At 68.0% G+C, this 25,661-nt stretch carries 21 protein-coding genes and 1 pseudogene; 18 read left to right on the plus strand and 4 right to left on the minus strand.

Annotated features, from left to right (window positions below; all coding sequences use genetic code 11):
- From ACTHL9_RS14295 to ACTHL9_RS14335, 9 genes and pseudogenes are all read left to right on the plus strand, one after another.
- A pseudogene (locus ACTHL9_RS14295) lies at positions 1-95 on the plus strand (pyridoxal 5'-phosphate synthase glutaminase subunit PdxT); the annotation flags it as partial.
- A gap of 2 nt (positions 96-97) precedes the next feature.
- Complete coding sequence (locus ACTHL9_RS14300) at positions 98-853, plus strand: YebC/PmpR family DNA-binding transcriptional regulator (protein ID WP_440519960.1); 756 nt, start codon at positions 98-100, stop codon at positions 851-853.
- Positions 854-878: 25 nt separating this feature from the next.
- The gene (gene ruvC, locus ACTHL9_RS14305) at positions 879-1,466 is read left to right on the plus strand and encodes a crossover junction endodeoxyribonuclease RuvC (RefSeq protein WP_440519978.1); all 588 of its coding nucleotides are present in this window, start codon (positions 879-881) and stop codon (positions 1,464-1,466) included.
- A 149-nt stretch (positions 1,467-1,615) separates the two neighbouring features.
- Entirely contained in the window at positions 1,616-2,263 is a 648-nt protein-coding gene (gene ruvA / locus ACTHL9_RS14310) for a Holliday junction branch migration protein RuvA (RefSeq protein ID WP_440519961.1), read from the plus strand.
- Positions 2,256-3,347: a Holliday junction branch migration DNA helicase RuvB gene (ruvB, locus tag ACTHL9_RS14315; protein WP_440519962.1), complete on the plus strand. Its 1,092-nt coding sequence runs from the start codon at positions 2,256-2,258 to the stop codon at positions 3,345-3,347. The genes ruvA and ruvB overlap by 8 nt, the downstream gene beginning before the upstream one ends.
- 198 nt (positions 3,348-3,545) lie before the next feature.
- On the plus strand, positions 3,546-3,965 hold the full coding sequence (gene yajC / locus ACTHL9_RS14320; RefSeq protein WP_440519979.1) for a preprotein translocase subunit YajC: 420 nt from the start codon (positions 3,546-3,548) through the stop codon (positions 3,963-3,965).
- Positions 3,966-4,035: 70 nt separating this feature from the next.
- Positions 4,036-5,829, plus strand: a complete 1,794-nt coding sequence (gene secD / locus ACTHL9_RS14325; protein ID WP_440519963.1) for a protein translocase subunit SecD — start codon at positions 4,036-4,038, stop codon at positions 5,827-5,829.
- Entirely contained in the window at positions 5,829-6,830 is a 1,002-nt protein-coding gene (gene secF, locus ACTHL9_RS14330) for a protein translocase subunit SecF (RefSeq protein WP_440519964.1), read from the plus strand. Before secD ends, secF begins: the two co-directional genes overlap by 1 nt.
- A 318-nt stretch (positions 6,831-7,148) precedes the next feature.
- Positions 7,149-9,491 carry a RelA/SpoT family protein gene (locus tag ACTHL9_RS14335; RefSeq protein ID WP_440519965.1) on the plus strand — a complete coding sequence of 781 codons (2,343 nt, stop codon included), beginning with the start codon at positions 7,149-7,151 and terminating at the stop codon, positions 9,489-9,491.
- Positions 9,492-9,493: 2 nt separating this feature from the next.
- Here ACTHL9_RS14335 and ACTHL9_RS14340 read toward each other — a convergent pair whose 3' ends face one another.
- The 3 genes from ACTHL9_RS14340 to ACTHL9_RS14350 form a co-directional block, all read right to left on the minus strand.
- A complete protein-coding gene (locus ACTHL9_RS14340) occupies positions 9,494-10,147 on the minus strand; it encodes a hypothetical protein (protein WP_440519966.1) in 654 nt (217 codons plus the stop codon).
- Between the two features lie 84 nt (positions 10,148-10,231).
- Positions 10,232-11,641: a DUF349 domain-containing protein gene (locus tag ACTHL9_RS14345; RefSeq protein ID WP_440519967.1), complete on the minus strand. Its 1,410-nt coding sequence runs from the start codon at positions 11,639-11,641 to the stop codon at positions 10,232-10,234.
- Between the two features lie 62 nt (positions 11,642-11,703).
- Positions 11,704-12,462 carry a peptidylprolyl isomerase gene (locus ACTHL9_RS14350; protein ID WP_440519980.1) on the minus strand — a complete coding sequence of 253 codons (759 nt, stop codon included), beginning with the start codon at positions 12,460-12,462 and terminating at the stop codon, positions 11,704-11,706.
- A 129-nt stretch (positions 12,463-12,591) separates the two neighbouring features.
- On the opposite strand from ACTHL9_RS14350, the gene hisS reads away from it, so the two are divergent.
- Complete coding sequence (gene hisS, locus ACTHL9_RS14355) at positions 12,592-13,947, plus strand: histidine--tRNA ligase (protein WP_440519968.1); 1,356 nt, start codon at positions 12,592-12,594, stop codon at positions 13,945-13,947.
- 53 nt (positions 13,948-14,000) lie between these two features.
- Here the strand turns inward: hisS and ACTHL9_RS14360 are convergent, their stop codons facing one another.
- Complete coding sequence (locus ACTHL9_RS14360) at positions 14,001-15,245, minus strand: APC family permease (RefSeq protein WP_440519969.1); 1,245 nt, start codon at positions 15,243-15,245, stop codon at positions 14,001-14,003.
- 113 nt (positions 15,246-15,358) lie between these two features.
- Here ACTHL9_RS14360 and aspS point away from each other — a divergent pair, with 113 nt between their 5' ends.
- The 8 genes from aspS to mltG all read left to right on the plus strand — a co-directional run.
- Complete coding sequence (aspS, locus tag ACTHL9_RS14365) at positions 15,359-17,176, plus strand: aspartate--tRNA ligase (protein WP_440519970.1); 1,818 nt, start codon at positions 15,359-15,361, stop codon at positions 17,174-17,176.
- Positions 17,177-17,242: 66 nt separating this feature from the next.
- Positions 17,243-18,667 (plus strand): replication-associated recombination protein A, encoded by a 1,425-nt coding sequence (locus tag ACTHL9_RS14370; RefSeq protein ID WP_440519971.1) that lies wholly within the window; start codon positions 17,243-17,245, stop codon positions 18,665-18,667.
- A gap of 183 nt (positions 18,668-18,850) precedes the next feature.
- Positions 18,851-19,474, plus strand: a complete 624-nt coding sequence (gene rpsD / locus ACTHL9_RS14375) for a 30S ribosomal protein S4 (RefSeq protein WP_440519972.1) — start codon at positions 18,851-18,853, stop codon at positions 19,472-19,474.
- Positions 19,475-19,641: 167 nt separating this feature from the next.
- On the plus strand, positions 19,642-20,022 hold the full coding sequence (locus ACTHL9_RS14380; protein ID WP_440519973.1) for a DUF948 domain-containing protein: 381 nt from the start codon (positions 19,642-19,644) through the stop codon (positions 20,020-20,022).
- Between the two features lie 13 nt (positions 20,023-20,035).
- A complete protein-coding gene (locus ACTHL9_RS14385) occupies positions 20,036-20,248 on the plus strand; it encodes a hypothetical protein (RefSeq protein WP_440519974.1) in 213 nt (70 codons plus the stop codon).
- 133 nt (positions 20,249-20,381) lie between these two features.
- Entirely contained in the window at positions 20,382-23,072 is a 2,691-nt protein-coding gene (gene alaS, locus ACTHL9_RS14390) for an alanine--tRNA ligase (protein WP_440519975.1), read from the plus strand.
- Between the two features lie 81 nt (positions 23,073-23,153).
- Positions 23,154-23,714, plus strand: coding sequence for a Holliday junction resolvase RuvX (gene ruvX, locus ACTHL9_RS14395; RefSeq protein WP_440519976.1), 561 nt, complete (start codon positions 23,154-23,156; stop codon positions 23,712-23,714).
- Positions 23,715-23,719: 5 nt separating this feature from the next.
- Positions 23,720-25,661, plus strand: a 1,942-nt coding sequence (gene mltG, locus ACTHL9_RS14400; protein WP_440519977.1) for an endolytic transglycosylase MltG, incomplete at its 3' end; no start/stop codon positions are given.

Genomic DNA, 25,661 nt, shown 5'->3' on the forward strand with positions numbered 1-25,661 from the left:
CAGGAAACCTGCTCGCCACATCGTTCCACCCCGAGGTGACGGGCGAGCGGCGGGTCCATGAACTTTTCATCCGCATGATCAAGGGAGAAGCGTAGGCATGTCCGGCCACTCCAAATGGGCGACCACCAAGCACAAGAAGGCGGTCATCGACGCCAAGCGTGCGAAGGCGTTCGCCAAGTACATCAAGACGATCGAGGTCGCGGCGCGCCTCGGCGGCCCTGATCTGTCCGGCAACCCCGCCCTCGACCTTGCCGTCTCGAAGGCCAAGAAGAACTCGGTCCCGAACGACAACATCGACCGCGCGATCAAGCGCGGTGCAGGTCTGACCGGTGAGGCGATCGAGTACACGGAGATCACCTACGAGGCCCGCGGGCCTCAGGGGTCTGCCCTGCTCATCGAGTGCCTTACGGAGAACCGCAACCGCGCCGCCGCGGATGTTCGCCTCGCCGTCACCCGCAACGGCGGGAGCATGGCCGATCAGGGCTCGGTGAGCTACCTCTTCAACCGCAAGGGCGTGGTGAGCCTCCCCAAGAACGGCCTGTCCGAGGACGACGTGCTCATGGCGGTCCTCGACGCCGGCGCCGAAGAGGTCAAGGAGGCGGGCGACAACTGGGTTGTCTACTCGGACCCCAGTGATCTTCAGGCCATGCGGGATGCGCTCAACGAGGCGGGGATCGAGTACGACACCGACGAGGCGGAATTCGTTCCCTCCATGGAGGTGGAGCTCGACGCCGATGCCGCGCGCAAGTTCGTCCGCCTGGTCGATGCCCTCGAGGATCTCGACGACGTCCAGAACGTCTACACCAACGCGGACATGAGCGAGGAGGTCATGGCGGCCCTCGAGGCCGACTGACCGGACCCCCGTGCCCGACAAGTCCATGCTGCGCGTCCTCGGAGTCGACCCAGGCCTCACCCGATGCGGCCTCGGCGTCGTCGATGTCGCACGGGATCGGCGCGCCACTCTGGTGGGCGTGGGGGTAGTGGGCACGACGGCGGAACAGCCCCTCGATGCCCGCCTCCTCGTGATCGCGACCGCAATCGAGGACTGGCTCGATCGCTACGAGCCCGAAGTCGTGGCCGTTGAGCGCGTGTTCTCGCAGATGAACGTCAGCACGGTCATGGGCGTGGCGCAGGCCTCCGGGGTCGTCATCGCAGCGGCCGCGAGGCGCGGCCTCCCCGTGGCGCTGCACACGCCGTCTGAGGTCAAGGCGGCGGTGACGGGCAGCGGCCGGGCGGACAAGGAAGCGGTGACCCGCATGGTCACCAAGATCCTGCGCCTGGATGCTTCTCCTCGGCCCGCCGACGCCGCCGACGCCCTCGCGCTTGCTCTGGCCCACGCGTGGCGCGGCTCCGCGCCCGGCTCGCCGTCCGCCGTCGGACGGACGACGGCGTTGACGGCGACGGCGTTGACGGCGGCCCAAAGGGCGTGGGTAGAAGCGGAGTCGAGGGCGCGTCGAAGGAAGTGACCCTCCCGAAGCGGGCGGAGAAACGGCCAGCGGCGGAGTCGAAGGCGCGTCGAAGAAAGTGAGGCGCGCCGTCGCCCCTGACACAGTCTGTCCGTCTGGCCCGGTAGCTTTGTTCGTAGATATGTTCGGACGGCAGAAGGAGTCTCACCGTGATCAGCTTCCTCCGGGGCGCGGTGGCGCATGTCGGCCTGTCGTCGGCGGTGATCGACGTGGGGGGCGTGGGGATGTCGTTCGCCGCCACTCCCCAGACCCTCGCCGGGCTGCGCGTGGGGGAGATCGGCACGGTGCACACCCTCATGGTGGTTCGCGAAGATTCGCTCACCTTGTATGGCTTTGCCTCTCCTGAGGAGCGCGAGGTCTTCGAAGTGCTGCTCGGGGTTGCCGGGGTGGGGCCGCGCCTCGCCCTCGCCGTTCTTGCGGTGCACAGCCCGGAAGCGGTGAGGGTCGCGGCCCACTCGGAGGATGCGAAGGCCTTCACGAAGGTGCCCGGAATCGGGCCCAAGGTCGGCGCACGCCTCGTTCTCGAGCTGAAGGGCAAGCTCGTCCCGCTGGGCACCCCGGGCGAGCGACCGTCGTCGTCCGCTCCTTCCGCAGAGGAAGCGTGGAAGCCTCAGGTGGTCGAGGCCATGACGTCGCTCGGGTGGTCGGAGAAGGACGCTGCCTCGAGCATCGATCGAGCGCTCGAGGATCAGCCGGACCTCGCGGAGAACGGGAGCGTCCCCGAGATTCTGCGGGCCACGCTGCGCTGGCTCGGTCAGGGAGCTCGCACGCCCGTGAGATCGGGCGCACGTGGCTGAGCCTTCCCTCGTCTCCACCGGCGAAGAGCCCGAGGAGCACGCGATCGAGGCCGCGCTGCGGCCCAAGCACCTCGACGACTTCGTGGGGCAGCAGCGCGTGCGGCGGCAGCTCTCGCTCGTCCTGGAGGCCTCGCGCCTGCGGGGGAGGAGTGCGGACCACGTGCTTCTCTCCGGCCCTCCCGGCCTGGGCAAGACGACACTCGCCATGATCATCGCGGCGGAGATGAATGCTCCGCTCCGGATCTCCTCCGGGCCTGCGATCCAGCACGCCGGCGACCTCGCCGCCATCCTCTCCTCGCTCTCGGAGGGCGAGGTCCTCTTCCTGGACGAGATCCACCGCATGTCCCGCCCTGCCGAGGAAATGCTGTACATGGCGATGGAGGACTTCCGCGTCGACATCGTGGTGGGCAAGGGCGCCGGCGCCACGGCCATCCCGCTCGACCTCCCGCCGTTCACCCTCGTCGGCGCCACGACTCGCGCTGGGCTCCTGCCTGGCCCTTTGCGGGACCGCTTCGGCTTCACCGGCCATCTTGAGTTCTATTCGGTCGAGGAGCTCGAGCTCGTGCTGCGCCGGTCCGCGGGCCTCCTCGACCTGCGCGTGACCTCGGCAGGGTTCACCGAGGTGGCAGGCCGCTCCCGCGGGACCCCGCGCATTGCGAACCGCCTCCTGCGGCGGGTGCGCGACTGGGCCCTGGTCCACAGAATCGAGCAGATCGACGCGCGGGCGGCCGCGGCGGCGCTCGACATGTACGAGGTGGACGCCAAGGGGCTTGACCGTCTGGACCGTGGGGTTCTGTCCGCGCTCGTGACGAAATTCGGCGGCGGTCCCGTCGGCTTGTCGACCTTGGCCATTGCCGTCGGAGAGGAGCCCGAGACGGTGGAGACCGTCGCGGAGCCATACCTTGTCCGCGAGGGCCTCATGGGGCGGACGCCGCGCGGTCGCATTGCAACCCCCGCTGCGTACGAGCATCTGGGGCTGCCCGTCCCGCCTGACGCGCCGTTCGCCTACAGCGCAACGCTTTTCGGACCCGGGTCCTTGGGCGGCGACACAGACGACGACGGCGCTGCCGCCGACTGGACCTGAGGAGCCGAGGCTCCAGACTGAGCGGCCCCATGGGGCAGGGGCCGCGCGCCTTCGGGAACTCTTGCGGGCCGTTGCCCGTAGACTTGAATAAGACATCCTGCTTGCGCGGGACGTCATGCCGTGCCCGGAATCAGCCGGGTCCGACGCGCATCCTAGGCAGCGCGTCCCAGCAACAGATTGGACTCAGCCATGGACTTGATGACCATCCTCCTGCTTGTCATCTTCGCGTTCTTCATCTTCACGATGTTCCGACGCAACAAGAAGGCACAGGCCCAGCAGGCCCAGATGCAGTCGAAGTTCGTCCCCGGCGTTGAGGTCATGACGAACTTCGGGCTGTTCGGCCGCATCGTGTCGTTCGACGATGTGGAGAACAAGGTCGTGCTCGAGCTTTCCCCCGGCACCACTGCCACGGTGCACCGCCAGGCTGTGTCGAAGATCGTCGAACCCACGGAGGCCCCGGCGGACGAAGAAGCGACCGGTGCCCTGACGGAGCCGACCCTCGGGTCAACGCACAACCCGTCGGCCGAGCGCGGCGCGGACAAGCCGGCAACGCCGGAAACCCAGCTCAACGAGACGCCCGAGCAGACCCTCCGGCGCCTCGAGGGCGAGGGCAAGTAGCGCCACCTCGCTTCCGCCCGCGCGTGGGAAGGCCGCGCGCGGGTGTCTTCCGATCAGGAGTTAGGAACCCATGGCTCGATCCCGCAGCAAACGGCCGGGACTCAGGACACTTGTCTGGCTTGTTGTCCTCTTCGTCGCTCTCGTGTCCCTCCTCGGCGGAGGCGCCCTGACACATCAGGCTTCATGGGCTCCAAAGCTCGCGCTTGATCTTGAGGGCGGCACGCAGATGATCCTTGCGCCCAAGGTCACCGGCGGGGGAGCGGTCACCCAGGACCAGCTCAATCAGGCCGTGGAGATCATCCGGCAGCGCGTTGACGGTTCTGGTGTTTCCGAGGCGGAGATCAGCACCCAGTCGAGCCGCAATGTGGTGGTCAGCCTGCCGGGCATTCCCTCGGCCCAGACCCGCCAGCTCATCCAGGCCTCGGCGGACATGAACTTCCGCCCTGTGCTCACCTCGGGCGACCCGGCGCCTGTGGCGCAGGATCAGCTCGTCCCTGAGGACCAGCTTCCGAAGCCGACGGCCGCTCCTGCGAACGCCAGCGACCAGAACTGGATCACGGCGGACATCTACAAGCAGTTCGAGGCCCTCGACTGCACCAAGCCGCAGCCGGAGAGCACTCAGCGGTCCGACCCCTCGAAGCCTCTTGTGACATGCCAGCCGGCCGCCAACGGAACGCCCGCGGTGAAGTACATTCTCGGTCCGGTCGAGATTCCCGGAACCGACATCTCGGGGTCCACGTTCCAGCTGGTCCAGGGACAGCAGGGCGCCGTCACCAATCAGTGGGCCGTGAACATCCAGTTCAACTCGGATGGCACACAGAAGTTCAAGGACGTCACGCAGCGCCTCAACGGCTTCTACGTCGCCGCGGGTGGAGACAGCGGAAACGATCCCCGTTCGCAATTCGCGATTGTCCTGGATGACAAAGTGCTATCGGCTCCGCGTGCCCTCGCGGTCATCACCGACGGTCGCCCGCAGATCACGGGCAACTTCACGCAGGCCAGCGCCCAGACCCTTTCGGACCAGCTCCGGTTCGGAGCGCTGCCGATCAGCTTCGACATCCAGAGCGAAGAGCAGATCTCGGCGACTCTCGGTACGCAGCAGCTCCAGATGGGCCTTCTCGCGGGCCTCATCGGCCTGCTGCTCGTGGTGGTGTACTCGCTGTTCCAGTACCGAGCTCTGGGCTTCGTCACGATTGCCTCGCTCGTCGTCGCAGGTCTTCTGACCTACCTGTCCATTACGCTGCTCGGCTGGATGCAGAATTACCGGCTCTCGCTGGCCGGTGTTGCGGGCCTCATCGTGGCAATCGGCCAGACGGCCGACTCATTCATCGTGTACTTCGAGCGCATCCGCGATGAACTGCGCGAAGGCAGGGGACTGGTCTCCGCCGTGGAGAACGGCTGGCGACGTGCCAAGCGCACCGTTCTGGCCTCAAAGGCTGTGAACCTCCTCGCTGCGGTGGTCCTCTACTTCGTTGCCGTCGGAAATGTCCGCGGCTTCGCCTTCACGCTCGGTCTCACGGCCATCGCGGACCTTCTGGTGGTGTTCATGTTCACGCACCCGACCCTGCAGCTCATCGCGCGGACCAAGTTCTTCGGCGAGGGCCACCGCTTCTCCGGCCTGGACCCGGTACAGCTGGGCGCAGTGCCCCTCTACAGGGGTGCCGGACGGCTCCGCGAGGCCTCCGAGGCTGCGCGGACCTCGCTCAAGCCGAAGAATGCCGCCGCGGCCCGCGAGGCCGGGCGCCGCATGACGATCGCCGAACGCCGCGCGGCGGCGGCCGCCTCCGAGAACGGAAGCAAGGCCGATCTCGCCGGCGCCGGCAAGGCAACGCAGCGCTCGGAGCGCTCACCGGAGGAGAACTGATGTCGACGACTGCCCTCGCCCGCTTCGGCAATGACCTCTACTCCGGCAAGCGTTCCTACGACTTCGTCGGCAAGAAGCGCCTGTGGTTCCTGATCGCCGGGATCGCGGTCGTGATCGCGATCCTCGTCCCCATCCTCCGGGGCGGCTTCAACCTGGGGATCGACTTCCGGGGCGGCTCCCAGTTCACGGTTTCTCAAGCCAAGTCGAGCGACACCGTGGTCGGCCAGAACGCGGTTCACTCCGTGGTTCCCACCAGCGCTCCTCGGGTCACGAACGTCGCGGGCAACACGATCCAGGTCCAGACCGATCAGCTGTCCGACACTGAGACGCTCCAGGTCAAGGACAAGTTGGCCGCAGCCTATGGGGTCACGGCGAACGATGTGACCTCGACGTTCATCGGCCCGACGTGGGGTGCCGACGTGACGAATCAGGCCCTCATCGGGTTTGCCACCTTCGTGATCCTCGCCGCCGTCCTCATGGCGCTGTACTTCCGCACCTGGAAGATGTCGTTGTCTGCGTTGACCGGCATGGTCGTGACGATCATGATCACGGAGGGGGTCTACGCGATCAGCGACTTCGAGATCACCCCGTCCGCGATCATCGGCTTCCTCACCATCCTGAGCTACTCGCTCTATGACACGGTGGTGGTGTTCGACAAGATCCGTGAGAACACGGCGGACATCACCGCGTCGTCGCGCCGCACGTTCGCGGAGGAGGTCAATCTGGCCGTGAACCAGACGCTTGTCCGCTCGATCAACACCATGATGGTGGCCGTGCTCCCTGTCGCGGCGATCCTCTTCATCGGAGCCGGCCTGCTCGGCGCGGGCACCCTGCGGGACCTCTCGCTTGCGCTATTCGTGGGAATCCTCGTGGGCACCGCGGCGACGATCTTCATCGCGGCCCCGATGTACGCCCTGCTTCGCGAGCGCGAGCCGGCGCTGGTCAAGCAGGCAGAGAAGGTCGAGGCACGGCGGGCGACGGCGGAGCCCGCCGACGCGTAGCAGCCTGCGTCGGCCTCTCCTCCGCACGAGCTCCTTCTCCCGCACAGCGGGACGTGGCACGCCATGGGCGAACAGCCGCCGGCCCTGGGAATGGGCAGCGTTCTGCAGTGCGTTCCTCCGGGCATACACTGAGTGAATCCGTAGACCGTTCAGGAGGCTTGGGTGGAGGAGCGTGCGACGCCCGTCCCGGCCCGGTCCGGCGCCCCGCGTTCCGCGGCGTCCGGTACCGGTCAACCGGAGTTGACGCGCGCCCAAGGCGCCCCTGGCACCCAAGGTGACGTGGCGCCGTCGCCCGCTCCCCAGGCGCCGGCGCGACCAATGCCTGCCCCGGTTCCCGCGCAGGCCCCCGCCCCGGCGAACGCTGCCGACCAGCCCGTCGGCGGCAATAGCCTCCTCGAGCGGCCGCTCCTGGGGAGGCGCGACCGCACCTTCTCGCGCCTTGCCCGGCTCACCGGCCGTGGTACTGCCGCGCACTCGCCCATCCTCGAGCCGCTGCTCCGCACCGTCCGAGCGAACAACCCACGCGAGGACTTCGAACTCATCACCAGGGCGTATGAAGTCGCCGAGCGCAGCCATCAGGGGCAGAAGCGCAAGAGCGGCGATCCGTACATCACCCATCCGGTGGCGGTGGCAACGATCCTCGCCGAACTCGGGATGACCGGGACCACGCTCGCAGCAGCCCTACTTCATGACACCGTCGAGGACACGTCCTACACCCTCGAGCAGCTTCGGAAGGACTTCGGCCCGGAAGTGGCCATGCTCGTGGACGGCGTCACGAAGCTGGACAAGGTGCAGTTCGGCGACGCGGCGCAGGCCGAGACGGTCCGCAAGATGGTAGTCGCGATGGCGAAAGACATCCGAGTCCTCGTCATCAAGCTGGCCGACCGCCTCCACAACGCGCGGACGTGGCGATTCGTCTCGCCCGAGTCGTCGGCGCGCAAGGCACGCGAAACCCTCGAGATCTTCGCCCCGCTGGCCCACCGGCTCGGCATGAACACGATCAAGTGGGAGCTCGAGGACCTCTCCTTTGCAGCGCTCTATCCGAAGGTCTACGAAGAGATTGTGCGCATGGTGGGTGCCCGCACTCCCGAGCGCGAGAAGCAGCTAGCCGTCATCCGCGATCAGATCACGGAGGACCTCCGCGGCGCGAAGATCCGGGCCGAGGTCACGGGGCGGCCCAAGCACTACTACTCGATCTATCAGAAGATGATCGTCCGTCAGAAGGAATTCGACGACATCAACGACCTGATGGGAGTACGGATCCTCGTTGATTCCGTGCGCGACTGCTACGCCGTGCTCGGGGCGATGCATGCCCGCTGGAACCCCCTTCCGGGGCGGTTCAAGGACTACATCGCCATGCCGAAGTTCAACATGTACCAGTCGCTCCACACGACGGTCATCGGCCCCAACGGGCGTCCGGTCGAGATTCAGATCCGTACCCACGAGATGCACCGGCGCGCGGAGTACGGTGTGGCCGCACACTGGAAGTACAAGGATCAGCCGAACCGCAACGCCCACACCCCCAGCGGCAAGGCCGCGGAGATGGGCTGGCTGCGTTCGCTGGTCGATTGGCAGCAGGAGACCTCGGACCCCGGGGAATTCCTCGACTCGCTCCGGTTCGAGATCAACGCCAAGGAAGTCTTCGTCTTCACCCCCAAGGGCGAGGTCATGGCGCTGCCGGCCGGTTCGACGCCGGTCGACTTCGCCTACGCGATCCACACCGAGGTGGGCCACAGGACGATCGGCGCCCGCGTCAACGGGAAGCTCGTGCCGCTCAACAGCGAGCTCAACCACGGCGATGTGGTGGAGATCTTCACGTCCAAGGCGGAAGGCGCTGGTCCGAGCCAGGACTGGCAGAACTTCGTCAAGAGCGCCCGAGCCCGCAACAAGATCCGCCAGTGGTTCAGCAAGGAGCGCCGCGAAGAGGCCATCGACAAGGGCAAGGAGCTGCTCACGCGCGCCATGCGCAAGCAGAACCTCCCGCTGCAGCGACTCCTCAGCCACGACACCCTCCTTGCCGTCGCGCAGGAGTTCCGGTATCAGGACATCGCGGGCCTGTACGCGGGCATCGGCGACGGGCATGCGTCGGCGCAGTCCGTCGTCGAGAAGCTGGTCGACAGCCTGGGCGGGGCGGCGGGGACAGCGGAGGACATCGCTGAGACGATTGCCCCGACCACGCCGTCGCCGCCGAAGTACTCGGATTCGGGCATCATCGTCAAAGGGGCGGCCGACGTCTGGGTCAAGCTTGCGCGCTGCTGCACCCCGGTCCCGCCAGATCCGATCCTCGGGTTCGTCACCCGGGGTTCCGGGGTCTCGGTGCATCGAACGGACTGCACGAACGCCGCCCAGCTGCGCGCCCAGTCGGATCGGATTGTCGAGGTTGAATGGGCGCCGACGCAGTCGAGCGTCTTCCTCGTCGAGATCCAGGTCGAAGCGTTGGACCGCAAGAGCCTGCTCTCGGACGTCACGAGGGTTCTCGCGGAGAACCACGTGAACATCCTCTCGGCCCACGTGCACACGTCCAGTGACCGGCTCGCGCTGTCCCGCTTCGCCTTCGAAATGGGAGACCCCAAGTATCTCAACCACGTTCTGAGCGCCGTCCGCCGCATCGATGGCGTGTATGACGTCTACCGGACCACCGGGAACCGGCGCCGCAGCTGACCTCACCGCTCGGCCATCGCAAGCCGTCGGAGGACCTCCTTGGCTCGCTGCTTGTTCGGCTGCCGCGGGAGCGCGTCCACCGCTCGGGATACCAGTGAGAGAGTGAGGCCGAGCCCCGGCTGGGCGACGAGCCTCCGCACGACGAGCGCCGCGAGAGCGCCTTCGCCGTGCACCGCGACGTCGACGACGGTGCGCAACGGGGTCGTCACGCTGAGCGCTCCCACCTCGATGACATCGAACTCGCCGAGGAAGACCTCGTGGAGGAGGACTCCATGGCCGCGGCCTGCCGCCGAGAGGCGACGCGGCGCAGGGACCAGCAGGACCGGCGCGGCGGGCGCCGGGGCGCAGCCGAAGATCCACGCAGCCGAGAGGCGGCCCACCACGGTACGCCGCACGAGCCGAGAGGTGAGTCCTGTCGCGAGGGCTGCCGAACGCAAATCCGGTGTTGGGCGAGCGGCCGAGGGTGCGTACACGTCCGGGATGATCCGCTGGAGGACGCCGTCGTTAGCCATCGCGCGCAGCTCCACTTCGCTGAATGGCTGTCCCGGCGTGAGAATCTCGGGAGACTTCCACCGGACGGTGGGGTGGAGGTTCGGGGCGGAGATGGGCTGCATGCGTTCCATCGTGCCCGTGACGAGAGGTGCAATGAGTGCCACGGGCACTGCAATGTGGATAACTCAAAGGCCCCTCGCCGTCCAGTAGGGGACGCCGAGGGGCCTTTCGATCCGAAGAGGAGGTGGCTAGCCGAGCTCGCTCGCAGAGCGACGCAGGGTGTCCAGCCAAGCCTCGCGCGCCTCGAGGGCTTCGCGAGCCTTCGCGGCCTCCCTGGCGTTGCCCGAGTTCTCCGCGCGGGTGAGGTCGTCGCGAAGAGCAGCGATGGACGACTCAAGCTGCGAGAGCGCCGAGTCTGTGCGCGCCTGGATCTCGGGATCAGTCCGCCGCCAGTTCTCGTGCTCGGCGTGCTGGATGGCGTCCTCGACCTTGCGCAGGCCAACCTCGATGCGGCCCATGTCTGCCCGAGGAACCTTGCCGGCGTCCTCCCAGCGGTCGCGGATCGACTGCAGCGCGCGCTTCGCGGCAGCGACATCCGTGATGGGAAGCAGCTGCTGGGCCTCGGCCAGGAGTGCTTCCTTGACCTTGAGGTTGGACGAGAACTCGCGGTCGATCGCGGCGTTGGCCGCCTGGCGCGCCTCGAAGAACACGTTCTGTGCCGCCCGGAAGCGGTTCCACAGCGCGTCGTCGTCCTTGCGATTGGCGCGGGGCGCTGCCTTCCATTCGTCCATCAGCCGACGGTATTCGCCCGCGGCATAGCCCCAGTCCGTGGAGGTCTGCAGGGCCTCGGCCTCGGCGATGAGCTGCTCCTTGGCCGCCTTCGCAGCGGCGTTCGCGGTGTCCAGCTGCGAGAAGTACGCGCGCCGATGCCGGTCGAACTGCGTGCGAGCCGCGCGGAAGCGCTTCCAGAGGGCGTCCTCCGCCGAACGGCCAAGCCGCAGCCCGGACTTCTGGGAGGCCTTCCAGTCGTCGAACAGTTCGTTCATGCGCGCACCGCTCGTCTTCCACTGGGTGCGCTGCGGGTCCTGCTCCGCGATGGACTCTGCCTCGGCCACGATCGCTTCCCGCTTGGCGAGCTCCTCAGCCCGGGCCTTTTCGTGGGCTGCCTTCTGCTCTGCCTCGGCCTCGGTGACGGCGGCATCGAGAGCGTCCAAGCGTGCCTCTGCGCCGCGGATGTCGCCCACCATGTTCAGCTCCGCCAGCTGGGCACGGAGATGCGCCGAGGCCTTCCGCACGTCGGCCGCGTTGGCATGGGACGAAACGCGCTGCTCATGCAGGGCGATCTGCGCGACGATGTCTTCGAACTTCCGCGCGAAGTAGGCGAGCGCCTCGTCGGCGGAGACCCCGGGGTACTGGCCCACCGGATGCTCTTCGCCGTCGAGCGTCAGGAAGACGTGGCCATCTCCCTCGACCCGGCCCCACTTCTTAGCCTCTTCGAGGTTGACGGGGACGACTGATGCCGTGACCGCCGGCGCGGCAGGCGCAACAGGCGCCACAGGCCCGGGCTTGGCCTTCGCGAACGCGGCGGGTGAGGGAACGGAGGGAACGGGCGCAGCTTCGGGAGCTGCGGTGTCGTCGGATTTCTGACTTTCGGTCACCGCTAGAAGTCTTTCGCTTGGACGGACTGGAGTGCGGGCCCACCAACTCGCGGGCCCGCGGCTTAGTTCAGTGTGAACGAGTCTATCGTGACTGCAGTCACGGGGGACCCGTCTTCTGCCGAGGAACCGCCGGGGGCGACGCCTGCGGAGGCAATCTTCGTGATCGCGTCGAGCCCAGACGTGACATGGCCGACAATGGTGTACCCACCGGCGGAGTCGTTGGGGAACGTCGAGTCGCGGTACGCGATGAAGAACTGCTGGCCATTGCCGTAAGCGTTGTCCGACGTGCGGGCCACCGCGATGGTTCCCGACGGGTACTTCTGGTCGGCCGGCGTGTTCTCGAGGGGACCCCAGGTGTAGGACGGGTCCGCCTTGCCCGTGGCGTCCTCGGCCCCGCACTGGAGGATGGCCGCCGTGGCGCTCGTGGTCAGGCGATGGCAGACGCGGCCCTTGAGGGTCCCCTGATCCGCCAGAGACTTGAAGACGGCCGCGGCCTGCGGCGCCTTGGTGCCGTCGATCTGGATGCCGATCGGCGACCCGTTGAGGACCAGGCTCCCAGTGAAGGTCTTGCCCTGTGCTGTGCTGGCGGCAGGCACGCCCGCCGCGTTGGTGGGCGACGCACTGGGACTTGCCGACGCGGAGGGATTGTCCAGCCCCGCCTTCACCGCGGCGTACTCCTCTGCGGTGGGGTTCGACGCGAACACCGTGCCTTGGAGCACGGCCGCGAGGGCGATGGCGACGACGGTCGCGACCGAGGCGATGACGTTGTCTCGCCGGCGCCGCGTCTCCTGGCCACGGCGCAGCGCCTGCTTGGCCTCCATGAGCTGCACACGCCGGCGCGCCTCGTTGGGGCTGCGTTTTGGCACGCGGACCGACCTCCCTGGCTACCGCATAAACTTGGGCATCAGTCAGTCTACGCACGCCGTTCGCACTCAAGGAGCATTCACCCCATGGCACGTACCGCCTCGCTGTCCGGATTCCCCGAGTGGCTTCCGCAGGAGCGGTTGGTGGAGCTCCATGTTCTCGACACGCTGAGGCGGACGTTCGAGCTGCACGGCTTCACCTCCATCGAGACCCGTGCGGTCGAGACGGTCGGCCAGCTCCTGCGCAAGGGCGAGATCGACAAGGAGGTCTACGGGCTCAGCCGGCTGCAGGATGATGAGGATTCGGCCAGCAAGAACGACGCCAACGCCCTCGCCCTCCACTTCGACCTCACGGTTCCCTTCGCGCGGTACGTGGTCGAGAACGCGGGCTACCTCGCCTTCCCGTTCCGTCGCTACCAGATCCAGAAGGTCTGGCGCGGCGAACGCCCCCAGGAGGGCCGTGCGCGGGAGTTCACCCAGGCCGACATCGACGTCGTGGGCGACGGCATGCTGCCGTTCCGCTACGACGTCGAGCTCGCGCTCGTGATCGTCGAGGCGCTCTCGGCGCTTCCGATCCCGCCCTTCCGGCTGCGCGTCAACAACCGCAAGCTTGCCGAGGGCTTCTACCGGGGCATCGGACTCACTGACACGGCAGGCGTCCTCAGGAGCATCGACAAGCTCGAGAAGGTCGGCCCCGAGCGCGTGGCGGAGCTGCTGCACGAGGAGCTGGGCGCCACGGCCGAGCAGGCGAAGGCGGCACTCGAGCTCGCCTCGATCCGCACCGAGGACACCTCGTTCGTGGAGCGCGTCCGCGATCTAGGCGTCGAGGACGACTTGCTCGAAGAGGGGCTCCGCGAGCTCGAGCAGGTCATCGCGGCAGCGTCTGCAGCGGCGCCGGGGACCGTTGTCGCAGACCTCAGCATCGCCCGCGGCCTCGACTACTACACGGGCACGGTCTACGAGACCGTGCTCGTGGGGCATGAGCACCTCGGCTCGATCTGCTCGGGCGGCCGCTATGACGCGCTCGCTACGAAGGGCAGTCGGAAATTCCCCGGAGTCGGGCTGTCGGTGGGCGTCACGCGTCTCGTGAGCCGAATCCTTGGCGCCGATCTGGCGACGGCGAGCCGTTCCGTGCCGACCGCGGTGCTCGTGGCCCTTCCCGACGACGACTCCTGGAGTGCCGCCCAGACGGTCGCGTCCCAGCTCCGCTCCCGCGGGGTGCCGACCGAGGTGGCTGCGACCGCCGAGAAGTTCGGCAAGCAGATCAAGTATGCGGACCGACGCGGCATCCCGTTCGTCTGGTTCCTGCATCACGACGGGAGCCACGAGGTGAAGGACATCCGCTCGGGCGAGCAGGTCGCTGCGGATCCGGAAGCGTGGATGCCCCCCGCGGAGGACCTTGTTCCTCAGGTGCGCCGGCAGTCGGAGGGCCCGGCAGCCTGAAACCGCCGACAACCTGGTAAGGCGCCCTCAGCCTGCTACCGGGCTGACCGCTGTCAGTCGCGGCGTCGCCGCACAGCGAGGACCAGGGCGCGGGCGATCACGCCAAGCGCCAGCACAGCTGCCATGGTCAGAACCGAGCGCCATGGAAGCGTCACCGCGAGCACAAGGCAGCCTGCGAATCCCACGACCGTCAGCCAGCGCGGTGCGAAGCCGGGGCGGTCCTCGAGGCGAAACGCCGAAGCGTTGGCGATCGCGTAGTAGATCAGGACGCCGAAGCCGGAGAAGCCCACGACGGTCAGCAAGTCCGATGTCAGCACCAGGACGATGACTACGACCGCGACGGTCACTTCCGCGACCCAAGGCACCGACCGCCGGTGTCCGATCCGCGCGAGGGGCCTCGGCAGGTCACCCTCGCGAGCCATCGCGAGCGAGGTGCGGCCCACTCCGGCTACAAGGGCGAGTAGCGCTCCGAGGCAGGCACACGCTGCCCCCACTTGGACCACGGCGCGCGCCCACGCGCCGAGCGGCGCGATGAGGTCTGCCAAGGGCGCGGCGGACGACGCAAGCCCAGTGGGGCCGAGACCGCGCAGGAGGACGACGGCGAGCACGGCATAGATCACGAAAGCTCCCGCGAGCGCGCCCATGATGGCTCGCGGGATGGTGCGGGCCGGGTTGCGCACCTCTTCGCCGAGCGTCGCGATCCGCGCATAGCCAGCGAACGCGAAGAACAGCACCCCCGCGCCGCTGAGGATGCCCAGCCCGGGCGATGCGGCGCCGTCGTCCACTGCGCCCGCCGTCCCGAGGCCTGCCCCCGCCGCGGCGGCGAACGCGAGCACACCGAGGACGACGACGAGCAGCACCTTGGTCGCGAGCGCGGTCCGGCTCACCCCGAGTAGGTTGACGGCAGTGAGACCGACGACGGCGGCAATCGCCACCGGGATCGCAGCCCCTGGCCAGACGTAGTGGGCGAAAGTCAGAGCCATCGCGGCGCACGAGGCCGACTTGCCGGTCACGAAGCCCCATCCTGCGATGAAGCCCGGCCACGGCCCGAGCTGCCGCCGCCCGTAGATGTACGTACCGCCGCTGTGTGGATACCGCGCCGCGAGTGCTGCCGAGGCCACGGCATTGCAGTAGGCAACGACTCCCGCGAGCACGAGTGAGACGAGGAGCCACGGGCCGGCGAGAGCCGCTGCGGGACCGAACGCGGCGAAGACGCCGGCGCCCAGCATGGAACCGAGCCCGATCGCTGTGGCATCTGCTGTTCCCAGCTCGCGTCTCAGGCCGCCGGCAGTGGTCACTGTTCCTCCTCGCGTGCCGCAGCACGCAGACGGGTAGACTTTCAGGGATGTCTGACGGGCCTCGGATGCAGGCCACGCTGATCTTATGGCAGAACTTTTCGAAGAGGAGCGCTGTGCTGCGCACACATGACCTCGGTTCCCTCCGTTCCGAGCACATTGGACAGACCGTCACGCTTGCAGGCTGGGTTGCCCGTCGCCGGGATCACGGCGGGGTGGCCTTCGTCGACTTGCGGGACGCGTCCGGCGTCGCCCAGATCGTGGTGCGTGAGGAGGAGGTCTTCCACGGGCTCCGCAACGAGTACGTGCTGAAGGTTGTGGGCACGGTCGAGAAGCGGCCCGAGGGCAACGAGAACCCGCAGCTCGCCACGGGCGAGATCGAGGTGATCGCCGAGGAAGTGACCGTCCTCAATACGGCGGATCCGCTTCCCTTCCAGGTCGACGAGCATGTTGAGGTCGGCGAAGAGGCCCGTCTGCGGCATCGCTACCTCGATCTCCGCCGCCCCGGGCCCGCGCGGGCGATGCGACTGCGCTCGGAGGCGAACCGGGTGGCCCGCGAGCTGCTCCACGACGAGGGCTTCGTCGAGGTCGAGACCCCGACGCTCACCCGCTCGACGCCCGAGGGCGCCCGGGACTTCCTCGTCCCGGCGCGCTTGGCACCCGGGTCCTGGTACGCCCTCCCGCAGTCGCCCCAGCTCTTCAAGCAGCTGCTCCAGGTGGGCGGCATCGAGAAGTACTACCAGATCGCCCGCTGCTACCGCGACGAGGACTTCCGCGCGGATCGCCAGCCGGAATTCACGCAGCTCGACATCGAGGCAAGCTTCGTCGAGCAGGACGACGTCATTGCGCTCGGCGAGCGGATCGTGGCCGCGATCTGGAACCTCATCGGTGTCGAGGTGCAGACGCCGATCCGGCGCATGACCTACGCGGAGGCCATGGCCAAGTACGGCTCGGACAAGCCGGACTTGCGCTTCGGGCTCGAGCTCACGGACCTCACGGAATACTTCAAGGACACGACGTTCGGCGTCTTCAAGGCGCCGTACATTGGCGCCGTCGTCATGCCCGGAGGCGCATCCCAGCCGCGGCGCACCCTCGACGCGTGGCAGGAGTGGGCTAAACAGCGCGGCGCGAAGGGCCTCGCGTACGTGCTCTTCAAGGAGGACGGCGAGCTCGCGGGTCCGGTCGCGAAGAACCTCACAGATGCCGAGCGCGAGGGCCTCGCGGACGCCGTCGGGGCCAAGCCCGGCGACTGCATCTTCTTCGCAGCCGGCGAGCAGTCCCCCTCCCGCGCTCTCCTCGGCGCGGCTCGCGTGGAGATCGGGCACCGCACGGGGCTCATCGACCCCAAGGACTGGGCCTTCGTCTGGGTTGTCGACGCTCCGCTGTTCGAGTCCAGCGAGTCGGCTGTCGCGTCCGGCGATGTCGCGCTCGGCTACTCCGCCTGGACGGCGGTGCACCATGCCTTCACCTCGCCGAAGCCCGAGTTCATGGAGACCTTCGACCAGGATCCCGGCAACGCCCTCGCCTACGCCTACGACATCGTCTGCAACGGCAACGAGATCGGCGGCGGCTCGATCCGTATCCACCGCCGTGACGTGCAGGAGCGCGTGTTCAAGGTGATGGGCATCGATGAGGAAGCCGCGCAGGAGAAGTTCGGCTTCCTGCTCGAGGGCTTCAAGTACGGCGCTCCGCCGCACGGCGGCATCGCCTTCGGCTGGGATCGGGTGGTCGCGCTCCTCGCGGGCGTCGAGTCGATCCGCGAGGTCATCGCGTTCCCGAAGACCGGCAACGGCTACGATCCCCTCACGGCGGCTCCCGCACCGATCACGCCGGAACAGCGCAAGGAGGCTGGGGTCGACGCCAAGCCAGATCCTGCCAAGGCGCCCTCCGGCAACCCGCCGCAGAAGCCGGTGGGGGAGAAGGCCCGGGCCTGACCTGCCAGCGACCCCGGCACCGCGAGGTGCGTGGCGGGGTCGCCGACCGGCGGTAGCGTAGGACTGATGGAAAGTCTGTTCGGATTGGAGTCCTCGGAGGACGGCGACGCCGACGAGGCATTCGACCGCACCCGGGAAGCCCAGCGGAGTCCCCTGGCGGTCCGCATGCGTCCGCGGTCGCTCGACGAGGTGGTCGGACAGCAGCATCTGCTGGGTCCGGGCTCTCCGCTGCGCCAACTCGCGGCGGGAGCCGCCGCGAGCGGCCCGACCGGTCCGAGCTCGGTCATCCTGTGGGGCCCGCCCGGAACAGGCAAGACGACCCTCGCCCACGTCATCGCCCGCGGGCCCGGTCGGAAGTTCGTCGAACTGTCCGCCATCACGGCCGGTGTGAAGGACGTGCGCCGCGTCATGGACGAGGCGCTGACGGCCAGAGACCTGCACCGCATCACCACCGTCCTCTTCCTCGATGAGATCCATCGCTTCACCAAGGCCCAGCAGGACGCGCTCCTGCCGGGCGTCGAGAACCGCTGGGTCGTGCTGGTGGCGGCAACGACCGAGAACCCTTCTTTTTCGGTCGTCGCGCCACTCCTGTCCCGCTCCCTGCTCCTCACGCTCCAGCCGCTCACGGAGGACGATATCCGTGGCCTCCTCGAGCGCGCCGTGACGGACGTGCGGGGCTTGGGCGACGCCGTCGTCCTCTCCGACGACGCGGCCGAGCACCTCGTCCGGCTGGCCGGGGGTGACGCCCGGCGCGCCCTCACCGCGCTCGAGGCGGCTGCCGCCGTCGCGCTCGACGAGGCCGCGCGGGAGAGCCGCAGCAATGAGGACGACGACGGGACCCCCGAGGGCGTGCCCGTCACCGTCGAGGTGCGCCACACCGAGAAGGCCCTCGATGTCCATGCGGTCCGCTACGACCGCCAGGGCGACATGCACTACGACGTCATCAGCGCGTTCATCAAGTCGATCCGGGGTTCCGACGTGGACGCCGCGCTGCATTACCTCGCGAAGATGGTCGAGGCGGGCGAGGATCCCCGGTTCATCGCGCGTCGCATCATCATTTCCGCGGCGGAAGACGTGGGCATGGCCGACCCGACAGCGCTGCAGACAGCCGTGGCTGCGGCGCAGGCAGTCCAGCTCATCGGCATGCCGGAGGGTCGGATCGTCCTCGCCGAGGCCGTGGTGCATCTCGCCACGGCGCCGAAGTCGAACGCCTCCTATATGGGGATCAACGCAGCGATCGCGGATGTGCGCGCCGGACGTGGCATCGGGGTTCCCGCCCATCTGCGCGATGCCCATTACGCAGGGGCGCAGCGGCTCGGGCATGGCGCCGGATACGTCTATGCGCACGATGCGCCCCATTCAGTGGCGAGTCAGCAGTATCCGCCCGATGACCTGGTCGGAAAGGACTACTACGTCCCCACCGGGAACGGCGCCGAGCGTGAGATCGCCGCCCGACTCGAACGGCTCCGGGCGATCATTCGCGGCGGGTGACCGTCGCGGCACGTGATAGGCTGGGTGATCGTCTGGCACGTCGTGCCCGCCTTCATCTATGCCTGCGTTCGGTCGCGGAGTGGTGACAAAGGCAGCGCGGATGGCAGCTGAAGGCAGCAGCGGGCCGAAGCTCTCCCACCTGGAGGCCAGGATTCATGAACCCTGCACAACGAAAGGACACCCGTGTCGAGCACTCGTGCCCGCCGGCAGACGCGCCTCTCGCGCTCTCTCGGCATCGCTCTGACCCCCAAGGCCGCCAAGTACATGGAGCGCCGTCCGTACGGCCCCGGTGAGCATGGCCGCGCCCGCAAGAAGCAGGACTCTGACTACGCGGTGCGTCTTCGCGAGAAGCAGCGTCTTCGCGCCCAGTACGGCATCCGCGAGGCGCAGATGACGCGCCTCTTCGAGGAGGCCAAGCGCACCAAGGGCCTCACCGGTGAGAACCTCATCGAGCTGCTCGAGATGCGACTGGACGCCCTCGTGCTCCGTGCCGGCTTCGCCCGCACGATCGCTCAGGCCCGCCAGCTCGTGGTCCACCGCCACATCACCGTTGACGGCAAGCGCGTCGACCGCCCGTCGTTCCGCGTCGCCGAGGGCCAGCTCGTGGCCGTCCACGAGCGCTCCGAGACGATGGCGCCGTTCCAGGTTGCCGCCGCCGGCGCGCACCGCGACGTCCTCCCGGCCGTGCCGGGTTACCTTGACGTCAAGCTCGAGGCCCTGCAGGCCCGCCTCGTGCGCCGCCCCAAGCGCTCCGAGATCCCGGTGACCTGCGAAGAGCAGCTCGTCGTCGAGTACTACGCGCGCTGATCTTCATCGGCTGTTCAGCAAGGAGCCCGCGGCCGCGCCGCGGGCTCCTTGCCGTTGAGGGGCAGTTTGCTCGTCGTGTCGTGGCGCAGGGGCGGGCGGCCTTGCCCGCTCGCCTGCCCCTGTAAGGTAGCGGAGGGACGCAGATCGGCGTCCCGTGAGGAGGGATTGTGTCCGGCTCGGACATCGCCGGCCTGATTGCTGCAGGCGTCTTCGCCGTCCTGGTCGCGCTGCTCGCGGTGCCGATCGTCAAGCTGGGAAGGGTCTTCGACGAGCTCCGACAGTCGATCCGATCGCTTGCCGACGGAGCGACTCCGCTCATGGATGAGGTGACCTCCACCGTCTCGACGACGCACGAACAGCTCAAGAAGGTCGATGGCATCGCGACGAACGTCTCGGACGCCACCGCCAACGTCTCGGCCCTCTCCTCGCTCATCGCCGCTACCGTCGGTTCGCCGCTCGTCAAGGTTGCGTCGTTCTCCTACGGTCTCCGTACGGCCTGGGCTCAGCGGAGCGACCGTTCGAAGCCCACCGGTCGGCGGAGCAGATAGAGAGGCGCGAAGCATGAGGAGCATGTTCTGGCTCTCCCTCGGGGTGGTGATCGGCGCGGCCGCGTACCGGAAGGTGCAGCAGCTGCGAGCGAACCCACAGGAGGGCGGCCTCAACCGCGCGGCGAACGGGCTCGTGGACTCCGCAGCACACTTCGCGGACGACGTTCGTCGGGCCATGGCGGTGCGCGAGACGGAGCTCAGGAACGCGTTGGGCCTCGAATCGTGAAAGCCCGGCCCGTTCGCGGGGCACGGACGGTTCGGGGCACAATTGAATGTCGCGGTCAGAGCAGGATGCCGGCCGTACTGGGCTGCGCCGGAGCGCGGCTGCACAGTTTTTCAGAAGGGTAGAAGCACAGACCATGAAGTCGTACGAGATCACCCGACGCTGGGTCGACTACTTTGTCAGCAAGGGGCACACGGCTGTGCCTTCGGCGTCGCTTGTCTCGAGCGATCCCTCGCTGCTCTTCACCGTCGCAGGAATGGTGCCCTTCATCCCGTACCTGACCGCCCGCGAAGAGCCGCCGTTCCCGCGCGCCACAAGCGTTCAGAAGTGCATCCGCACCGGTGACATCGAAGAGGTCGGCAAGACGGCCCGCCATGGCACCTTCTTCCAGATGTGCGGCAACTTCTCCTTCGGCGATTACTTCAAAGAGGATGCGATCAAGTTCGCCTTCGAGCTGCTCACCAAGAGCGTGGACGACGGCGGCTACGGGCTACCAGCGGAGCGCCTCTGGGTCACGGTGTACGAGGAGGACGACGAGGCCGAGCGCCTCTGGCTCGCCAACACCTCGATTCCCACGGAGCGCATCCAGCGGATGGGCAAGAGCGACAACTACTGGTCCACGGGCCAGCCGGGTCCCGCGGGCCCCTGCTCGGAGATCTACTACGACCGCGGCCCCGCGTACGGTGCCGAGGGCGGCCCCGCGGTCGACGACACCCGCTACATCGAGATCTGGAACCTGGTGTTCATGCAGTACCAGATCGAGAACGTGCGCTCGAAGGTCGAGTTCGACATTGTGGGCGAGCTCCCCAAGAAGAACATCGACACCGGACTCGGCATGGAGCGTCTCGCGATGATCCTGCAGGGTGTGGAGAATATGTACGAGACCGACCAGGTGCGCCCGGTCATCGACAAGGCCGCAGAGCTCTCCGGCAAGGAGTACACCTCCGCCGAGACCGATGCGGACCCGCACCATGCCGACGACGTGCGGATGCGGGTTGTGGCAGATCACGTGCGTTCGGCGCTCATGCTGATCGCGGACGGCGTCACGCCCTCCAACGAGGGCCGGGGCTACGTGCTCCGCCGGCTCATCCGCCGCGCCGTGCGGGCGATGCGACTCCTCGGCGTCGAGAAGCCGGTCCTGCCCGAGCTCCTGCCAGCGTCACGCGACGCCATGAAGGGCGTGTATCCCCAGGTCGAGCGCGATTTCGAGCGCATCAGCCGCATCGCCTACGGGGAGGAGAAGGCGTTCCTCCGCACGATTGCGGCCGGCACGGCCCGCCTCGATGAAGCTGTCAAGGTCTCGAAGTCCTCGGGCACCCCGCTCACGGGTGAGGAGGCCTTCACGCTCCACGACACGTACGGCTTCCCGATCGACCTCACCCTCGAGATGGCCGAGGAGGCCGGCGTCGCGGTCGACGAGGCCGGCTTCCGTGCGCTCATGGAAGACCAGCGCAGCCGTGCCCGTGCCGACGCCAAGGAGAAGAAGAGCGGCCACGCGGATCTCACGGTCTTCCAGGAGCTCCTCGCGCAGGGGCCGACGGTCTTCACCGGATACACCGAGCTGGAGGGGGAGTCCCGCGTGCGCGGGCTGCTCTCGAAGGGCTCGCACATCGACAGGGCTATCGCGGGTTCCGAGGTCGAGATCGTCCTCGAGGAGACGCCCTTCTACGCCGAGGCCGGCGGCCAGGCTGCGGATACCGGCCTGATCGTGGGCGACGGCTTTGTGGCCGAGGTCCTCGACGTTCAGCGGCCCGTGAAGGGGCTCAGCGTGCACAAGGCGATCGTCCGCGAGGGCGAGCTGCCGGCCGACGCGCTCGTGAGGGCTGCGGTAGACCGGGAGCGGCGCCACGCTGCGGAGCAGGCGCACACCGCTACCCACCTGGTCCACGCGTCCCTGCGCCAGATCCTCGGCCCCGAGGCCGTGCAGCGCGGCTCGTTCAACAAGGCGGGCTACCTCCGCTTCGACTTCGCCTGGGGCGAACAGTTGAGCGGCGCGGCGCGGAGTGAGATCGAAGAGGTGTCCAACCTCGCGATCCGTGACAACTTCACGGTGAACACCTCGGAGATGCCGCTCGCCGAGGCGAAGGCCGCGGGCGCCATGGCGCTCTTCGGTGAGAATTACGGCTCGCGCGTGCGGGTCGTGGAGATCAACGGGCCATGGTCCATGGAGCTCTGCGGCGGAACGCACGTCGACTCGACGGCGCTCATCGGATCCCTCACGCTTCTGGGCGAGCAGTCCGTCGGCTCAGGCAATCGTCGTGTCGAGGCTTTCGTCGGACTCGACGCCTTCCGCCATCAGGCTGCCGAGCGGGCCCTCGTGTCCGAGCTCACGGAGATGTTCAAGGTTCCCTCCGGTCAGCTCACGGAGCGGATCAGTGCGACGCTCGCCAAGCTCAAGAACGCGGAGAAGGAACTCGAACGGCTCCGCAAGGAGAAGCTCGCTGCCGCAGCCGCGTCGCTTGTTGACACGGCGAAGGATGTTGCCGGCGTCCGGCTCATCACACACGACGCCGGCGAGGTCTCTTCCGCGGACGAAGTCCGCAGCCTCGCCCTCGACCTCCGAGGTCGGCTCGGTGCGGGAGCCGCGGACGCGGCTGCCGTCGTCGCGGTGGCGGGAGTGGCGAATGGACGCCCTCTCATCCTTGTCGCCACGAATGAGGCCGCTCGGAAGGAAGGCGTCAAGGCCGGTGCCCTCGTGCGAACGGCCGCGGGCATCCTCGGCGGCGGCGGAGGCGGCAAGGACGATGTCGCGCAAGGCGGCGGCTCAGATCCGTCCAAGGTCGTCGAGGCCCTCGGGGCGATCGCCTCGGCCGTGGCCGCGCGCTAGGGAAGGCCTTTGACGCAGAATAGCCATCTGACGGAGAGCAGCCATCTGACGGAGAGAATCCATCCGACGGAGAGAATCCTTATGACGACTGAAGGTTCGGATCGGGAGGGCCCCGCCTTCCGCCGAGGCGTGCGCTTGGGTGTCGACGTCGGCACTGTCCGCGTGGGCCTGGCCGCCTGCGATCCCGACGGGATCTTGGCGAGCCCGCTCCGGACGCTCACTAGGGATAAGAAGAGGAACTACGACGTCCGCGTTGTTGCCCGGGAGGCGGCAGAGCGGAATGCCGTCGAAGTCTTCGTCGGACTCCCGCGCACCCTGAGCGGCGCTGAGAGCGCGTCAGCCGAGATGGCCAGGACCTTCGCTGGGCTGCTCGCCGACAGGCTTGCGGACGACGGCGTCGCGTGCGACGTGCGGCTCGTGGACGAGCGCTTCACGACCGTCGAGGCTCATCGGAGCCTCCGCTCAGCTGGCCTCGCGACGAAGGACCACCGTAAAGTGGTGGATCAGGTTGCCGCCGTCGGCATCCTTGAGCATGCCCTCAGCCTGCTCAAGCGAGCCAGTGGCGAAGCCGGAGAACTTGTGCCGCCCGCGGCGGAGCGCGGTGGGGGAATCCGCCGAGACGATCCGAACAGGAGTGCGTAGCCAGGATGGACCCTCAGGACCAGGAGTTCCGGTCCGCGCCCGAGCGACCCCTGACCCGTCGAGAGATCAGGGCACGCGAGCGCGCGCAGGCCGAGGCACAGGAGCGCAGGCTCGCCGAATCGGCCAAGGCTTCGGGACAGGCCAAGCCTTCAGAACAGGGCAAGCCTTCAGAACAGGGCAAGCCTGCGCAGCAGCCCAAGCCGTCAGACCCGGCCAAGCTCCCCGACACGGGACCCGCGGCGACGGCGAAGGAAGACCCCAGACCTCTCTCGCGCCCGCGTACCGGTCGGACCCTGGCGGATTGGCCCGCGCCCGTCCCGGCAACCGCCAGCCATCTGGTGGTGAAGGGCGCTCCGGTCTACGAGGCCGAGGAACGGCTCGCTGCGAGCTTCCGCCCCACGGCAGGTCCGCGCGAGACGAAGCCGGCCTCTGGCGCGACCGGGGCGATCCCCAAGACCCCGACCGAGCGCCCGCAGGCCCCGACCGCGCGCCCGCAAGCGCCGACGGCGAGGCCGGGCAACGGCGCCAAGCCGGTCGAGCCCGCTACCGGGGGTCTCTCCGTGCTCAAGCGGGCTCGAGCGGTCCAGGCGGCCTCCCAGGCGGCCTCCTCGGCGGCCGACGCCGTCGCAGACATCCCCACCGTCGAAGGAGTCGACGGGCGGCATCGGGACGCCGCACAGCGGCATCAGCAGGCCGGCACCCAGACCCTCGCCCAGCCGGCGGTGGCCGCCGAGGCTGCTGCCGCCGCGGAACCCGGCCTCCTCACCGACATTCTGACGGCAGTCCCCGACGGTCACGAATCCCTCCACGAGCCGGCCGTCCATGAGTCGACTGTCCACGAGTCAACCGTCCACGAAACGGTGTTTGCCTCAGCAGAGGAGGTCAAGGCCCCCCGGCGGAGGTCGCGCCAATTCAAGGCAGTCTTGGCCATGACCATCACGCTCGCGTTCATCGTGGTCGCCTGCTTCGTGGGAGCCGCCGTCCTCCGTCCGATTCTCGGCATGGACAAGGTTGCGGACTACCCGGGCCCGGGCACGGGACAGGTCGTGGTCACCGTCCAGCCGGGGTCGGGGGCCCGTGCGGTCGCTCAGGATCTCCAGCAGGACGGCGTGATCGCCGACGTCGACACCTTCCTCAAGGCGTTCGCCTCGACCGGCGCGAGCCTCCATCCGGGTGATTTCACGTTCAAGAAGCAGATGAAGTCCTCGGATGCGGCGCAGGTGCTGGCGGGGGACAGTGCGAAGGTGATGTATTTCGCGCTCAGTGCGGGGCTGCGGGTGAATGAGTCGCTGGACATCATCGCGAAGTCGGCGGGGGTGGACCGGAAGGATCTGGACAAGCTGAACGCCCAGCCGGGGCAGTTCGGGCTGCCGGCGCAGGCGAAGAACCTGGAGGGGTATCTGGCTCCTGGGGAGTACCGGTTCCCGGTGGGGACCTCGGCGAAGGACATCCTCACGTCGCTGGTCTCGGCCACGGTCGATGAGCTCAAGCAGGATGGGATCACGGATCCGGGGAAGCAGTACGAGGTGCTCACGGTGGCCAGCATCGTCCAGGCCGAGGGCGGCCAGGCCGACTACGGGAACGTGGCGGGGGCGATCTACAACCGGCTCAAGCCGAACGATCAGACCAATGGGCTGGTGCAGTCCGATGCGACGGTCACGTATGGGCTGGGGACGAAGACGGTGCAGCTGACGGATGCGCAGAAGCAGGATGCGAACAACGCGTACAACACGTACGTGCACCAGGGGCTGCCGCCGGGTCCGATCGGCTCGCCGGGGGCGAAGGCCGTGGCGGCTGCGGCGCATCCGACGGCGAATGACTACCTGTTCTGGGTCACGGTGAACCTGGACACGGGGGAGACGAAGTTCGCCAAGACCTACGCCGAGCACCAGACCTACGTGGCGCAGTACCAGCAGTGGTGCAACGCCAACGCCGGGAAGTGCCAGT

The organism is Sinomonas sp., from assembly GCF_051955515.1.
In the GTDB taxonomy this organism is placed as follows: Bacteria; Actinomycetota; Actinomycetes; order Actinomycetales; family Micrococcaceae; genus Sinomonas.